This window comes from Yersinia massiliensis, assembly GCF_003048255.1.
GTDB classification, from domain to species: Bacteria; Pseudomonadota; Gammaproteobacteria; order Enterobacterales; family Enterobacteriaceae; genus Yersinia; species Yersinia massiliensis_A.
The window spans coordinates 4,909,915-4,925,739 of the sequence record NZ_CP028487.1 but is presented as its reverse complement, the minus strand read 5'-3'; the positions used below and the strand labels follow the sequence as shown (position 1 = coordinate 4,925,739).

Genomic DNA, 15,825 nt, shown 5'->3' with positions numbered 1-15,825 from the left:
GTAGTCATTTTTGTGTCCCCATCGTCTAGAGGCCTAGGACACTGCCCTTTCACGGCTGTAACAGGGGTTCGAATCCCCTTGGGGACGCCAATCCGATAATGTGTGAAAGACATTATCACCGGTTCTGCGAAACCGAAAATATCTTAAAGATGACTTTCACAAGTCGTGTTTAAGCTATTGCTCTTTAACAATCTGGAACAAGCTGAAAATTGAAACCATACAGCTGAACATTATCTCACCGTAGAAGTATCGGGATAATCAGTAACCTGTGTGAGAGTCTCTCAATAATCACAGCATGAAGGTCTTTATCTTCACGATAAAACATCTTTGGGTTGTGAGGTTAAGCGACTAAGCGTACACGGTGGATGCCTAGGCAGTCAGAGGCGATGAAGGGCGTGCTAATCTGCGAAAAGCGTCGGTAAGCTGATATGAAGCGTAATAACCGACGATACCCGAATGGGGAAACCCAGTGCAATTCGTTGCACTATCGTTAGATGAATACATAGTCTAACGAGGCGAACCGGGGGAACTGAAACATCTAAGTACCCCGAGGAAAAGAAATCAACCGAGATTCCCCCAGTAGCGGCGAGCGAACGGGGAGGAGCCCAGAGTCTGAATCAAGTGGTGTGTTAGTGGAAGCGTCTGGAAAGTCGCACGGTACAGGGTGATAGTCCCGTACACCAAAACACACTGCTTGTGAACTCGATGAGTAGGGCGGGACACGTGACATCCTGTCTGAATATGGGGGGACCATCCTCCAAGGCTAAATACTCCTGACTGACCGATAGTGAACCAGTACCGTGAGGGAAAGGCGAAAAGAACCCCGGCGAGGGGAGTGAAATAGAACCTGAAACCGTGTACGTACAAGCAGTGGGAGCACCTTCGTGGTGTGACTGCGTACCTTTTGTATAATGGGTCAGCGACTTATATTTTGTAGCAAGGTTAACCGAATAGGGGAGCCGTAGGGAAACCGAGTCTTAACTGGGCGTCTAGTTGCAAGGTATAGACCCGAAACCCGGTGATCTAGCCATGGGCAGGTTGAAGGTTGGGTAACACTAACTGGAGGACCGAACCGACTAATGTTGAAAAATTAGCGGATGACTTGTGGCTGGGGGTGAAAGGCCAATCAAACCGGGAGATAGCTGGTTCTCCCCGAAAGCTATTTAGGTAGCGCCTCGTGAACTCATCTTCGGGGGTAGAGCACTGTTTCGGCTAGGGGGCCATCCCGGCTTACCAAACCGATGCAAACTCCGAATACCGAAGAATGTTATCACGGGAGACACACGGCGGGTGCTAACGTCCGTCGTGAAGAGGGAAACAACCCAGACCGCCAGCTAAGGTCCCAAAGTCATGGTTAAGTGGGAAACGATGTGGGAAGGCATAGACAGCCAGGATGTTGGCTTAGAAGCAGCCATCATTTAAAGAAAGCGTAATAGCTCACTGGTCGAGTCGGCCTGCGCGGAAGATGTAACGGGGCTAAACCATGCACCGAAGCTGCGGCAGCGACGCTTAGGCGTTGTTGGGTAGGGGAGCGTTCTGTAAGCCGTTGAAGGTGGTCTGTGAGGACTGCTGGAGGTATCAGAAGTGCGAATGCTGACATAAGTAACGATAATGCGGGTGAAAAACCCGCACGCCGGAAGACCAAGGGTTCCTGTCCAACGTTAATCGGGGCAGGGTGAGTCGACCCCTAAGGCGAGGCTGAAAAGCGTAGTCGATGGGAAACAGGTTAATATTCCTGTACTTGGTGTTACTGCGAAGGGGGACGGAGAAGGCTAGGCTAGCCGGGCGACGGTTGTCCCGGTTTAAGCATGTAGGCGGAGTGACTTGGTAAATCCGGTTGCTTATCAACGCTGAGGTGTGATGACGATGCACTACGGTGCAGAAGTAGTTGATGCCATGCTTCCAGGAAAAGCCTCTAAGCATCAGGTAACATGAAATCGTACCCCAAACCGACACAGGTGGTCAGGTAGAGAATACTCAGGCGCTTGAGAGAACTCGGGTGAAGGAACTAGGCAAAATGGTGCCGTAACTTCGGGAGAAGGCACGCTGGCGCTAGGTGAAGAGACTTGCTCTCGGAGCTGAAGCCAGTCGCAGATACCAGCTGGCTGCAACTGTTTAATAAAAACACAGCACTGTGCAAACACGAAAGTGGACGTATACGGTGTGACGCCTGCCCGGTGCTGGAAGGTTAATTGATGGGGTCAGCCGCAAGGCGAAGCTCTTGATCGAAGCCCCAGTAAACGGCGGCCGTAACTATAACGGTCCTAAGGTAGCGAAATTCCTTGTCGGGTAAGTTCCGACCTGCACGAATGGCGTAATGATGGCCAGGCTGTCTCCACCCGAGACTCAGTGAAATTGAACTCGCTGTGAAGATGCAGTGTACCCGCGGCAAGACGGAAAGACCCCGTGAACCTTTACTATAGCTTGACACTGAACATTGAGCCTTGATGTGTAGGATAGGTGGGAGGCATCGAAGTGTGGACGCCAGTCTGCATGGAGCCAACCTTGAAATACCACCCTTTAATGTTTGATGTTCTAACTCGGCCCCATAATCTGGGGTGAGGACAGTGTCTGGTGGGTAGTTTGACTGGGGCGGTCTCCTCCCAAAGAGTAACGGAGGAGCACGAAGGTTAGCTAATCACGGTCGGACATCGTGAGGTTAGTGCAAAGGCATAAGCTAGCTTGACTGCGAGAGTGACGGCTCGAGCAGGTACGAAAGTAGGTCTTAGTGATCCGGTGGTTCTGAATGGAAGGGCCATCGCTCAACGGATAAAAGGTACTCCGGGGATAACAGGCTGATACCGCCCAAGAGTTCATATCGACGGCGGTGTTTGGCACCTCGATGTCGGCTCATCACATCCTGGGGCTGAAGTAGGTCCCAAGGGTATGGCTGTTCGCCATTTAAAGTGGTACGCGAGCTGGGTTTAGAACGTCGTGAGACAGTTCGGTCCCTATCTGCCGTGGGCGTTGGAAGATTGAGAGGGGCTGCTCCTAGTACGAGAGGACCGGAGTGGACGAATCACTGGTGTTCGGGTTGTCATGCCAATGGCATTGCCCGGTAGCTAAATTCGGAAGAGATAACCGCTGAAAGCATCTAAGCGGGAAACTTGCCTCGAGATGAGTCTTCCCTGGGGCTTCAAGCCCCCTGAAGGAACGTTAAAGACGATGACGTTGATAGGCTGGGTGTGTAAGTGCAGCGATGCATTGAGCTAACCAGTACTAATGATCCGTGAGGCTTAACCTTACAACACCAAAGGTGTTTTGGTGGTATTGAGAGATTTTCAGCGAAGTTCCGAGATTGGGTTGACTGGCTGCGCGAAGAGACGTGTAGCGGGTTGATTGAAACAGAATTTGCCTGGCGGCCATAGCGCGGTGGTCCCACCTGATCCCATGCCGAACTCAGAAGTGAAACGCCGTAGCGCCGATGGTAGTGTGGGGTCTCCCCATGCGAGAGTAGGACACTGCCAGGCATCAAATAAGCCGAGACCCCATGCCAAAAGCGTGGGGTTTTTGCTATGGGTCAAAGTCAAAAGAAAAGCCTTCTGCACAGCAGAGGGCTTTTTTTATGCCGTCATTTAAAACTATGATGCCATCAGCTTAAAAAATACTTTATGCGTAGATAATAGCTCGAGATCACGAGTGCTCGACTATCACTTTGTTTTATTTCCATTTTTTTCTAGCCAACTGCAAATGAAAGCAGCGATCTCTTCCGGTTGGTTGATATCCAACTGCTCAACCGTGCTCTCGACCTGAGTGTCACTCGCCAACGCGATAACGTATTCATCAATCAAGCCGGCAAATGGCTTACCCACAGCTTCTCTATAAAGTGCTATTTTGCTGATCGGCTCATGTTTAAATCCTTCAACTAAGATTAAATCAATCGTCGAGGGGTCTAAGCGGCTGGCAAGATAGTGCAGATCTAAGGGAGATTGTTCGGGTGTTTCAGTCATCAATGCCCAGCGGCAATCACTTGCAACTAACGTCTGATGAGCTCCAGCCTTGCGTAACTCATAGCTATCTTTCCCTGGAGTATCAATTTCCATATTGTGGTGGGTATGTTTGATTAAGCCGACCCGAATTTGTCGCTGCAGCAGTAAGGGAATCAAGCTTTTCAGCAAAGTTGTTTTTCCTGTGCCGCTATAGGCGGCTATACCTAACAGTGGTGGTGTACCTTTGTTCATCACATCCCTCTTTTACCTTGTTCCCATAATTCGCAATCAGTGGGAGTATTTAGGTTGCTGAATTGGCTGGCTTGTTCACGAAACATCACAGGTTGCGCATGTAGGCTCTCCATGAATATCATTAATTTACGATCGCCTTGTGCCAAGAACTCAGTTAGGAATGGCTTCAAACTCACATGCATTAAAGCCAATGTCGGATGCGCTCGTTCACCATCGTGTACATAAGCTGCCAGTGCCTGCTGCTTCCCGAGCCACAGTTGAGAAACTAAATTTGAAGGAAGCATAGGAACGTCACAGGGAGCGAATATTACCCATTCGGTATGTGAATAGCTTAATCCTGCATGCATCCCTGCCAGCGGCCCGACAAAGCCTGTAATGATATCGCTTATGACGGGTATACCACTGACTTGATACAACGCCTGATGACGATTAGCATTAATGATGACTTCATCGACTTGAGGTTTTAATCGGTCAAAAACATGTTGAAACAGCGGTTTACCATTGAGAAGAATAAGTCCTTTATCGTTTCCCCCCATTCGGGATGAACGGCCTCCAGCAAGAATAACGCCTGTTATATTGGGCTGCATTGCTACCTCTCCGCTATATTCAACTCACTGCAGAATTGTATCGTTAAATAGAGGATCGGTCAGGATTTACTTTTATTGACAGTAGCCTCTCTTTCCCTGTGTGAATATCCCTGTTACTTTGTCTGCATATTTTTGAACAGGATAAATTTGCTATGAAATGTCATCGTGTTAATGAACTGATTGAGCTTTTACATCCGGCCTGGCAGCAAGAGCCGGATTTGAATTTGGTGCAATTTTTACAAAAACTGGCAACAGAAGCTGGTTTTGAAGGTGAGTTTTCAGATCTAACAGACGATATTCTTATTTATCATCTGAAAATGCGTGGTTCAGCTTCGACAGAAGCCATACCTGGTTTGAAAAAGGATTTCGAAGAAGATTTTAAGACAGCCATATTACGCGCGCGTGGTGTCATTAAAGATTAGTCATACTCCTTATCTGCGTAGAAAGGGCTTTGATGATACTATTTCTTATTCTCAGCGCGTCGCTGTCACTTATATAGATTGAATGTTGTTATGAACAGCTCTGCTTTTAATTTTCAGACGTTGTCTCCTGATCTCATTATGGATGCCCTTGAAGGGGTAGGACTACAAGTAGATTCAGGATTAACGGCGCTTAATAGCTACGAAAACCGCGTTTATCAGTTTATGGACGAAGATCGTAAACGCTACGTGGTGAAGTTTTATCGCCCCGAACGCTGGAGTGACGAACAAATTACCGAAGAGCATCTGTTTTCGTTTGAATTAGCAGAGTCAGAGATACCCGTTGTTGCCCCATTGCAGCTAAATGGACAGACCTTGCATACTCAAAATGACTTTTACTTTGCGGTATTTCCAAGTGTCGGCGGTCGCCAGTATGAAATGGATAATCTTGAACAATTAGAATGGGTTGGGAGATTTCTTGGCCGGATTCATCACGTTGGGCGTGATAAACTTTTTGTTACTCGCCCCACGATCGGTATCGAAGAATATCTAACTGAGCCACGCCAGTTGTTGGCCAGCAGCAACTTAGTGCCCGCAAAACAGCGGGATAATTTTCTGGCGGCGACCGATCTATTGATCAGCACCATCAAGCAATATTGGCATACCGATTGGCAACCACTACGGTTACACGGCGATTGCCACCCAGGTAATATTTTATGGCGTGATGGGCCAATGTTTGTTGACCTAGATGACGCCAGAAATGGCCCAGCTATCCAAGATCTTTGGATGTTGTTACATGGTGAACGCAGTGAGCAATTAATCCAGTTAGATATATTGCTGGAGGCTTATAGTGAATTCACTGATTTTGATTCGCGAGAACTTGCACTGATTGAACCTCTGCGTGCGATGCGGATGGTTTATTACCTTGCCTGGGTCGCCAGACGTTGGCAGGACCCAGCATTCCCTAAAAGCTTTCCGTGGATGGCTGAGTCTGATTTTTGGCTACAACAGACTAAGCTATTTACAGAGCAGGTTAAACTGTTGCAGGTACCCCCTTTGCAGCTGATGCCAATGTACTGAAGCAAATTAATGTACTGAAGCAAATTAATGCACTAAAGCTAAGATAGATAATGGAGATAGTTATAGTATGAAAAATGTTTGGTTGGCTCTCGTTGGCATGGTGATGGCATTTAGCGCATCAGCGGCACAATTTACAGACGGTACTCAGTACCAGACGTTGAACAAACCTGTAACAGGTGAACCTCAGGTTTTGGAGTTTTTCTCTTTCTATTGCCCACACTGCTACCAGTTTGAAGAGATTTACCATGTTCCTGAGACAGTAAAAAAAGCACTGCCGGAAGGGACAAAAATGACCCGCTATCATGTTGAGTTCCTTGGTCCATTGGGTAAACAACTGACTCAGGCATGGGCTGTTGCCATGGCATTAGGTGTTGAGGATAAAATCACCCCACTGATGTTTGAAGGCGTGCAGAAAACTCAAACCGTTCAAACTCCTGATGATATCCGTAATGTCTTTATCAAAGCGGGTGTAAGTGGTGAAGACTATGATGCGGCATTAAATAGCTTTGTAGTGAAATCGCTCGTTGTTCAGCAGCAAAAAGCAGCTGAAGATTTAGAATTACGCGGTGTTCCTGCAATGTTTGTTAATGGCAAATATATGATTAAAAATGATGGCATGGATACCAGTTCAATGGAAAATTATGCTAAACAGTATGCGGATGTTGTTAAGTTTCTACTGACGCAAAAGTAAATATACGTAAATAGGCGCTGGCTTTCGTTAGCGCCTATTTTACTTATTCAATACTTAACACTAAACGTCGATTTTCAATTTTATTCCTTTCTATGCCGTAAAATCTTCATATTATCTAGAATCTAGGTGGTGCATCTGAATGCCTATCTTCTATATTTTGTCGTGTTGCTTTCAATGTTTTCATCTATTTCAATGATGATTCGCGATGGATATTTCCGATGTCTAAACGCTAAAGTTAGGAAACGACGTGTAATAAAAACAGACATAAGATGGGTAACGAATATGTGAAAATTATTTATCTTAAGTTCATAACTAAATAAGTAATATCCACAATTTAGATAAAGGAAAAATGACAGTAAAATAATAAGCCAATAGCCATAACTTAATGATAATAATGAATTTAATAATCAGTCCTATCATAAAGGGCGAACGAATATAATCTGCACATATTTTTACTCACAAAGTTATCCACAGGATTGATCTTGACGATCTTCACGCAAAAATGTTCTCTTTTGCACAAGAATGGACGCTAAGATTCGTCTCTTGCCGTTAGCTATGGCATTCTTAGCGTCAGACCTTGCTGAATAAAGATGAAGAAACTCTATGGCCCAGATTGCAGAAAACCCATTGATCCTCGTTGACGGTTCCTCTTACCTCTATCGTGCTTACCATGCTTTCCCGCCGCTGACCAATAGCAGCGGTGAGCCAACTGGTGCGATGTATGGCGTGTTGAACATGTTGCGCAGTCTGTTGCTGCAATATCGTCCAAGCCATGTTGCGGTTGTTTTTGATGCTAAAGGAAAAACGTTTCGTGACGAGCTTTTCGCGGAATATAAATCTCATCGCCCTCCTATGCCCGATGATTTACGGTTGCAAATAGAGCCACTTCACCAAATGGTAAAGGCGATGGGATTGCCTTTATTAGTGGTTTCTGGCGTAGAGGCTGATGATGTCATTGGTACATTGGCACAAGAAGCAGAGAAAGCCGGTCATGCTGTATTAATTAGTACGGGTGATAAAGATATGGCGCAACTAGTTACGCCGAATATCACTCTCATTAATACTATGAACAACGCTATTTTAGGGCCACAGGAAGTGTGCGAAAAATATGGCGTTCCTCCTGAATTGATTATTGATTTTCTCGCCCTCATGGGTGACTCATCGGACAATATTCCAGGAGTGCCTGGTGTCGGCGAAAAAACAGCGCAGGCCTTATTGCAAGGTCTGGGTGGGTTGGATGCACTCTTCAGTAATTTAGATAAGATTTCTACGCTGTCATTCCGTGGCTCAAAAACGATGTCTGCCAAGTTAGAGCAAAATAAAGATGTTGCTTATCTTTCCTATAAACTTGCCACCATTAAAACGGATGTTGAACTGGAGGTGACCTGCGATGAACTGACCGTTTCCTCACCGGATGACGAGCAGTTACATCAGCTATTCGCCCGTTACGAATTTAAGCGTTGGTTGGCAGATGTCGAAGCCGGTAAATGGCTAGACGGTAAAAAAGAGCGACCAACAGGGCAGGGCAACAATAAAGCGTTTGTTGCAGCAGAGCCGGCACCGGCCGCTGAAGTGACGGCGGTATTATCGCAAGATAATTACCAAACCATCTTGGATGAGAAATCCTTAGCGGATTGGATTGAACGCTTGAAAAAAGCGGAAGTCTTCGCCTTTGATACTGAAACTGATGGCCTCGATACTCTTAGCAGCAATTTGATTGGTCTGTCTTTTGCTGTCGCGCCGGGTGAAGCTGCTTATCTGCCGTTAGCGCATGATTATCTTGATGCCCCTGAACAGCTCGATCGTGATTGGGTGCTCGCGACGCTAAAACCGCTGTTGGAAGATGAAAAAGCGCTTAAAGTTGGGCAAAACCTCAAGTTTGATCAAAGTATGCTGGCGCGTTATGGCATTGATCTGCGTGGAATCGCTTTTGATACCATGTTGGAATCTTATGTTCTAAACAGTGTAGCGGGTCGTCATGACATGGATAGCTTGGCGGAACGGTATCTCAACCATAAGACCATCACTTTTGAAGAGATTGCCGGTAAAGGAAAGAATCAGCTGACGTTTAACCAAATTGCATTGGAGCAAGCTGGGCCATATGCATCAGAAGATGCTGACGTCACCCTACAGTTGCACTTGGTTCTATGGCCAAAATTGCAGCAAAGTGATGGCTTGAAGCGAGTGTTCCAAGATATTGAGATGCCATTGCTGCCAGTATTGTCCCGCATTGAGCGTACCGGCGTATTGATTGACCAAAATATATTAGCAGCGCACTCCAAAGAGCTCACTCTTCGTCTCGATGAGCTGGAAAAACAGGCTCATGAGCTGGCTGAAGAACCTTTCAATTTGGCATCACCTAAGCAGCTACAGGTGATTTTGTATGAAAAACAAAAATTGCCGATTTTGAAAAAAACGCCTGGCGGCGCGGCGTCCACTAATGAAGAAGTGCTCGCGGAGTTGGCGCTGGATTATCCCCTGCCGAAAGTCATCCTCGAATACCGTGGATTGGCAAAGCTAAAAACAACCTATACCGATAAGTTACCGTTGATGATTAACCCCGTCTCGGGCCGGGTCCATACCTCTTATCATCAAGCTGTAACGGCCACAGGGCGTTTGTCATCCCGTGATCCTAACCTGCAAAATATTCCGGTGCGCAATGAAGAAGGGCGTCGTATACGTCAGGCTTTTATCGCGCCAAAAGGTTACCGCATCATGGCGGCCGACTATTCGCAGATTGAGCTGCGAATCATGGCACATTTGTCACAGGATGAAGGATTGTTGGCTGCGTTTGCTGCTGGGAAGGATATTCACCGCGCGACAGCGGCAGAAGTCTTTGGTTTGCCATTAGAAAACGTGACAACCGAGCAGCGTCGTAGTGCTAAAGCCATTAACTTTGGCTTGATTTATGGCATGAGCGCATTTGGTTTAGCGCGGCAGTTGAATATCCCTCGTGGTGAAGCACAGCGTTATATGGATCTCTACTTTGAGCGCTATCCGGGTGTGCTGGAATACATGGAGCGCACTCGCAAACAAGCCGCGGATCAAGGCTACGTCACCACATTGGATGGCCGCCGTCTCTATCTGCCTGATATTCACTCACGGAATGCCACTCGTCGTAAGGCCGCTGAACGTGAAGCTATCAATGCGCCAATGCAAGGAACTGCTGCCGATATTATCAAACGAGCGATGATCGCGGTGGATGCTTGGTTGCAGCAAGAATCTGAGCCTTTGGTGCGGGTTATCATGCAAGTACACGATGAATTGGTATTTGAAGTGCATGAAAGTGTATTGGAAAGTGCTGAGCAGAAAATCCGCGAGCTGATGGAGCAGAGTATGCAACTGGCGGTACCTTTGAAGGTTGATGTCGGGGTTGGAGATAATTGGGATCAGGCACACTAACTGAATGGGTAAGTGATGATAAATAAAGCACTTTATGTAATTAAGCTACATTTAGTGCCAATATTACTGGGAATGTGTGCGCTGAATCGTGCCAATTTGTGTAACTATACAACAAAAAATTCTTTTGCCCCGCGAAAAAATGATGTAGAGTTACAGATGTAGGGTACAGAGGTAAGATGTTCTATCTTTCAGACCTTTTACTTCACGTAATCGGATTTGGCTAAATATTAGCCGCCCCAGTCACATGTTGACTGGGGCGTTTTTTATTGTGCTTTTGCAACAAAATAGGCGAATTTTTAGTCAGAAAGGAACATTGCGAAGCATAAAGCGTTCGCGCCAAACATGGCGCAGCTTGAGATAATCGTTGTCGTAGTGGGTTTCTTTTTACAGCGCAGACGGTATTTTTACGATCCGACGGTTGTCTGCGCCATTTTAACTTTTGTGGTGGGATGTGTTACTCGTCTTGATCGTCATACTCATCAATCATGACTTCTGGTGGGATCTCGCTGAACCAAGTATCAAGTTTTTCCCGCAACTTATCGACGCCAATCTTTTTCAATGATGAGAAAGCCTCAACCTGAATATCCCCCATAAAAGGAACAATGGCTTCTCGTACCATATTCAGTTGTGCCTTACGAGCACCTGATGCCAGCTTATCTGCTTTAGTCAGTAATAGAAGAACTGGCGTGCCGACGGCAACAGCCCAAGTAATCATCTGTTGATCTAGATCTTTCAGTGGGTGGCGAATATCCATCAACACAACCAACCCTTTCAGGCAGTTGCGTTTCTGCAAATACTCCCCTAGTGCGCGCTGCCACTTGAGTTTCATCTCTTCTGGCACTTCAGCATAACCATAGCCAGGTAAGTCAACCAGACGCACACCTTCAACCACTTCAAATAAGTTAATTAGCTGGGTACGCCCCGGCGTTTTACTGGTTCTAGCCAGGCTTTTCTGGCTAGTTAACGTATTGAGTGCGCTAGATTTACCGGCATTTGAGCGGCCAGCGAATGCCACCTCGATACCTTCATCACGTGGTAGATGGCGGATATCCGGAGCACTGATGACGAAATGTGTCATGTGGTAGTTATAGTTTCTAATAGTCAAAATTTGTCGTCTCCGTGAGAGATAGCTTACATCGGGCGATTATAACTGCATCAGGACCAAAAAAGGGGGTTTATCTTCTTTCCCTTCCGAACTTGCTGCCATAAGAGAGATTGCTTACGCTCGTTGCATCACTTATCAAGGTATGCACATTGGGATTCGGCAGCTTTTTATTTTCCCTAATGAAATTGCCATTTTTGTGAGTTAGCGGTCATTGTCGCGAAAGTTAATAGCCTATCATTGAGGAATTGTTAAGAAAGTCTTTATTAAAATTGAGCTATTCTCATCAAGAGCTATTTCTCTTATAAGTTTTTTTTTGAATAAAAACAAACAGATGTTTGTTTTCTGGTTGCGCGGGATGTGCTAGCAAGGAGCAAATTTACTTAGGATGAGTAGCTGATGCTTAAGGAACGTAATGGATATACGATGAGCCAAGGATGATACACGGAGCGAATGTAAAAGGATGTTCAAGGATGCAGGCCGGAGCGCCGGATGAGTTGCCTCCAAGGTTGGGGGAACGGTAAGGATGGCGTATTGCAGGATGGAGAAACCGGGATGTTATGTAAGTGCAAGGATGCGCTGTAAGGATATCCTTCCGCAGAAGGTGCGAAAAAAGGCGACAGGTTAATCTGCCGCCTTTTTTCTTTCTCTGCTTTCTGCTAGATTCCGGCCCAATCCGATACCCAATATATTTTAAGTTGACGGGTATATACTCAATCCAATTCCATACTCATTAAGAGCACAGGTTATGAAGCAGCCAACTAAAGCACCACGCGCGAATATTGCAGGCCCGAAAAGCTCTGGCACACCAAAGCGCATTAAAAAGACCCGCGTAGAGCTTGATCTTGAAGCGCGTGAGCGTAAACGTCAGAAAAAACACAGTGGCAATCGCTCAGGTGCGAGAAGCAACGTTGAGAGTAGCAATAAGAAGGGGCAAACCCAGTCTCAAGAGAAAGATCCGCGCTTAGGCAGCAAAGTGCCTGTCCCGCTGGTGGTTGATAGCAAGGTAAAAGCTAAGCCAACCACTAAGCCGGTGGCAAAAACCGAAGCTAAACCTCGCCTGACGCCAGAAGAAGAGCTTTCTAAGCTGGAAAATGATGAACGCTTAGATGCATTGCTGGATCGCTTGGATAACGACGAAGTATTGAGCAAAGAAGATCAGGCTTACGTTGATCTGACGTTGGACCGCATTGATGCCTTGATGGAGCAATTGGGTATTGAGCTGGGCGACGATGAAGACGACGAAGAGAAAGAAGAAAAGCCGGAAGATATTTTGAAATTGCTGAAAGGCGGTAATCCAAACGACAAATTTTAAGCGATGCAATGGATCATTCCGACAATAGCCCTACTACTAACATGTTATCTATTGTGGTTATTGGGTAAACTATGGCGGCTGTCGCAACGTCGATCACGTTTGCGCAGCGCTACTGCGGCCAGACAACGAAAACATCTGCCCCTTAATCGGCCCGGTAAGCGCAAATATCGGAAGGAGTGAGCATGTCTGAGCACGCGATAGTTTGGGATTTATCCCTGATTCAAAAATATAATTATTCAGGGCCGCGTTATACCTCGTACCCTACAGCCCTTGAGTTCAAAGAAGATTTTAATGAAACGGCTTTTCAGCATGCGGTAAAGCGTTACCCGCAGCGGCCATTATCGCTGTATGTGCACATTCCGTTTTGTCATAAACTTTGTTACTTCTGCGGCTGCAATAAGTTGGTGACGCGCCAGCAACACAAAGCGGATGAATATCTGGCGGTGTTGGAAAAAGAGATCCGCCAGCGTGCCGTGTTGTTCGCCGGCCGTCAGGTCAGCCAAATGCATTGGGGCGGCGGTACACCCACTTATCTGAATAAAACGCAAATCACCCACCTGATGAATTTGCTGCGTGATAATTTTGATTTCCTGCCCGGTGCGGAGCAGTCGATTGAAGTGGACCCGCGTGAAATTGAGCTGGATGTGCTTGATCATCTTCGTGCTGAAGGTTTTAACCGCCTGAGCATGGGGGTGCAGGATTTCAATAAAGAAGTTCAGCGCTTGGTTAACCGTGAGCAAGACGAAGATTTCATTTTTGCTCTGATTGCGCGCGCTAAAGCTCTCGGCTTCAACTCAACCAATATCGATTTGATTTATGGTTTACCCAAACAAACACCTGAGAGTTTTGCATTTACCCTCAAACGAGTGGCGGAGCTCAACCCTGATCGCCTGAGCGTTTTCAATTACGCCCATTTACCGAGTCTGTTTGCCGCGCAGCGCAAAATTAAAGATGCAGATTTGCCTAGTGCAGAACAGCGGTTAGATATTTTGCAGCACACCATCCGTTTCTTAACCGAATCCGGCTATCAGTTTATCGGGATGGATCATTTTGCTCGTCCAGACGATGAGCTGGCTATTGCACAGCGGGAAGGGAAGTTACATCGCAATTTCCAAGGCTACACCACCCAAGGCGAGAGTGATTTACTCGGTTTAGGGGTTTCAGCCATCAGCATGTTGGGCGACAGTTACGCGCAGAACGAAAAAGAGTTGAAAACTTACTATGCCTGCGTGGAACAACGAGGCAATGCATTGTGGCGCGGCCTGACGATGACTGAAGATGATTGCTTACGTCGTGATGTGATAAAAACGCTGATTTGTAATTTCCAAATCAGTTATCAACCGATTGAACAGAATTATGGTATTCGTTTTGCGGATTATTTTGCTGAAGATTTTGAGCTACTCGCGCCCTTTGAGCAAGATGGGCTGGTGGAGCGGAATGAAAAGGGTATTCGAGTCACACCACGTGGGCGCTTACTCATTCGTAATATTTGTATGTGTTTTGATATCTATCTACGTCAACAAGCGCGTAAACAGCAGTTCTCCCGCGTGATCTGATGATAAAATCCACCCTCAGCGTTGAGGGTGGTCTTCACGTCGAACCGGTGGCAGGATCTCCAACAACTCGTTCCTACTCCATCCCCAGTTCTTTCAACTTACGCGTTAGAGTATTGCGGCCCCAGCCTAACAGGCGTGCTGCTTCCTGCTTGTGGCCTTGAGTGTGGCGCAATGCCGTGGTTAACAGCGTCCGTTCCATCTCGGGTTGTGCTTCTGATAATAAATCTTGATGGCCTGAGCGCAGTGCACGATCTGCCCATTGCGCCAGCAGCGTTGACCAATTATCCGGTGTCCGCTGGCCAGAAGCATCTGGCGTGCTGGTTTCAAACAGCTCAGAGGGAAGGTCTTGGATCAGCACTTCTTGCCCAGCAGCCATCACGGTCAGCCAACGACAAGTGTTTTCCAGTTGGCGAACGTTACCCTGCCAAGGTAGGCGAGTCAGCGCGACTTCCGTTTCAGGGTGCAGATTCTTGGCTTCTACCCCCAGCTCTTTGGCGGCCACTTGTAAGAAATAGCGAGCCAGACGCGGGATGTCTTCACGGCGTTCACGTAGCGGCGGCAAATGTACCCGAATGACGTTGAGGCGATGGAATAAATCCTCACGGAATTTCCCCTCCTGAACCCGTAATTCGAGATTTTGGTGAGTCGCAGCGATAATACGCACATCGACTTTAACCGGCGCATAACCCCCGACCCGATAGAATTGCCCATCAGCCAGTACCCGCAACAGACGAGTTTGCACATCCAGCGGCATATCACCGATCTCATCTAAAAACAGTGTGCCGCCATCAGCTTGCTCGAAACGGCCCTGACGCACCTGATTAGCACCAGTAAACGCGCCTTTCTCGTGGCCAAACAGCTCAGACTCAATCAAATCCTTCGGAATTGCCGCCATATTCAGGGCGATAAAAGGTGCTTTCGCGCGCGGGCTATGACGGTGCAACGCATGAGCGACCAATTCTTTACCGGTCCCTGATTCACCGTTGATCAATACACTGATTGATGAGCGGGACAACCGACCAATGATGCGGAAAACGTCCTGCATCGCCGGTGCTTCACCGATAATATCAGCGGTTGGGCCACTGGCGGGCTGGCTACGTGCAGGTTGCTGCTGCTCTTGATAATGGCTGATGGCTCGTTCAACCAGAGCGACCGCTTCATCGATATCAAAAGGTTTTGGCAGATAATCAAACGCACCTTGCTGATAGGCGCTAACCGCGGCATCTAAATCAGAATGTGCCGTCATTATGATGACCGGGAGCATTGGGTGACGCTGCTTAATCTGCTTTAGCAGTGCCAATCCATCCATGCCAGGCATACGAATATCTGACAACAACACATCTGGGGTTTGAGTCGCCAATGCATCCAACACCTGATTAGCGGTATCAAATGTTGCGCAGTTCAGACCGGCTCCTGTCAGTGCGCGTTCAAGCACCCAGCGGATGGAGCTATCGTCATCGACGATCCAGACTATCCCTCGTTGCATAGAAAC

General features: G+C 47.1%; 10 protein-coding genes, 1 tRNA gene and 2 rRNA genes. 9 read left to right on the top strand and 4 right to left on the bottom strand.

All coding sequences use genetic code 11. The features are described from left to right. Positions 1 to 14 precede the first annotated feature (14 nt). From DA391_RS22855 to rrf, 3 genes are all read left to right on the top strand, one after another. Positions 15 to 90 (top strand) — tRNA-Glu (locus DA391_RS22855). Between the two features lie 248 nt (positions 91 to 338). Then, positions 339 to 3,244: ribosomal RNA gene (locus tag DA391_RS22850) — 23S ribosomal RNA — on the top strand. A gap of 110 nt (positions 3,245 to 3,354) precedes the next feature. Then, a 5S ribosomal RNA gene (gene rrf, locus DA391_RS22845) occupies positions 3,355 to 3,470 on the top strand. A 180-nt stretch (positions 3,471 to 3,650) separates the two neighbouring features. Here the strand turns inward: rrf and mobB are convergent. Both mobB and mobA read right to left on the bottom strand, forming a co-directional pair. Then, positions 3,651 to 4,181: a molybdopterin-guanine dinucleotide biosynthesis protein MobB gene (mobB, locus tag DA391_RS22840; protein WP_050874691.1), complete on the bottom strand. Its 531-nt coding sequence runs from the start codon at positions 4,179 to 4,181 to the stop codon at positions 3,651 to 3,653. Continuing rightward, positions 4,181 to 4,768: a molybdenum cofactor guanylyltransferase MobA gene (mobA, locus tag DA391_RS22835; protein ID WP_050874693.1), complete on the bottom strand. Its 588-nt coding sequence runs from the start codon at positions 4,766 to 4,768 to the stop codon at positions 4,181 to 4,183. The genes mobB and mobA overlap by 1 nt, the downstream gene beginning before the upstream one ends. Positions 4,769 to 4,920: 152 nt before the next feature. On the opposite strand from mobA, the gene DA391_RS22830 reads away from it, so the two are divergent. The 4 genes from DA391_RS22830 (at position 4,921) to polA (ending at position 10,360) form a co-directional block, all read left to right on the top strand. Beyond that, a complete protein-coding gene (locus DA391_RS22830) occupies positions 4,921 to 5,190 on the top strand; it encodes a YihD family protein (RefSeq protein ID WP_050082724.1) in 270 nt (89 codons plus the stop codon). A 90-nt stretch (positions 5,191 to 5,280) separates the two neighbouring features. After that, a complete protein-coding gene (locus DA391_RS22825; RefSeq protein WP_050286686.1) occupies positions 5,281 to 6,267 on the top strand; it encodes a serine/threonine protein kinase in 987 nt (328 codons plus the stop codon). A 67-nt stretch (positions 6,268 to 6,334) separates the two neighbouring features. Then, entirely contained in the window at positions 6,335 to 6,958 is a 624-nt protein-coding gene (gene dsbA, locus DA391_RS22820; RefSeq protein ID WP_019213108.1) for a thiol:disulfide interchange protein DsbA, read from the top strand. Between the two features lie 603 nt (positions 6,959 to 7,561). Then, the gene (gene polA, locus DA391_RS22815) at positions 7,562 to 10,360 is read left to right on the top strand and encodes a DNA polymerase I (RefSeq protein WP_050082726.1); all 2,799 of its coding nucleotides are present in this window, start codon (positions 7,562 to 7,564) and stop codon (positions 10,358 to 10,360) included. A 454-nt stretch (positions 10,361 to 10,814) separates the two neighbouring features. Here the strand turns inward: polA and yihA are convergent, their stop codons facing one another. Further along, positions 10,815 to 11,465 (bottom strand): ribosome biogenesis GTP-binding protein YihA/YsxC, encoded by a 651-nt coding sequence (gene yihA, locus DA391_RS22810; protein WP_050082727.1) that lies wholly within the window; start codon positions 11,463 to 11,465, stop codon positions 10,815 to 10,817. Positions 11,466 to 12,210: 745 nt separating this feature from the next. On the opposite strand from yihA, the gene yihI reads away from it, so the two are divergent. Next, positions 12,211 to 12,777, top strand: a complete 567-nt coding sequence (gene yihI, locus DA391_RS22800; RefSeq protein WP_050286687.1) for a Der GTPase-activating protein YihI — start codon at positions 12,211 to 12,213, stop codon at positions 12,775 to 12,777. A gap of 182 nt (positions 12,778 to 12,959) precedes the next feature. Next, the gene (gene hemN, locus DA391_RS22790; protein ID WP_050874697.1) at positions 12,960 to 14,333 is read left to right on the top strand and encodes an oxygen-independent coproporphyrinogen III oxidase; all 1,374 of its coding nucleotides are present in this window, start codon (positions 12,960 to 12,962) and stop codon (positions 14,331 to 14,333) included. A gap of 73 nt (positions 14,334 to 14,406) precedes the next feature. On the opposite strand, the gene glnG is transcribed toward hemN, so the two are convergent. Continuing rightward, on the bottom strand, positions 14,407 to 15,819 hold the full coding sequence (gene glnG, locus DA391_RS22785) for a nitrogen regulation protein NR(I) (RefSeq protein WP_019213103.1): 1,413 nt from the start codon (positions 15,817 to 15,819) through the stop codon (positions 14,407 to 14,409). Positions 15,820 to 15,825 lie beyond the last annotated feature (6 nt).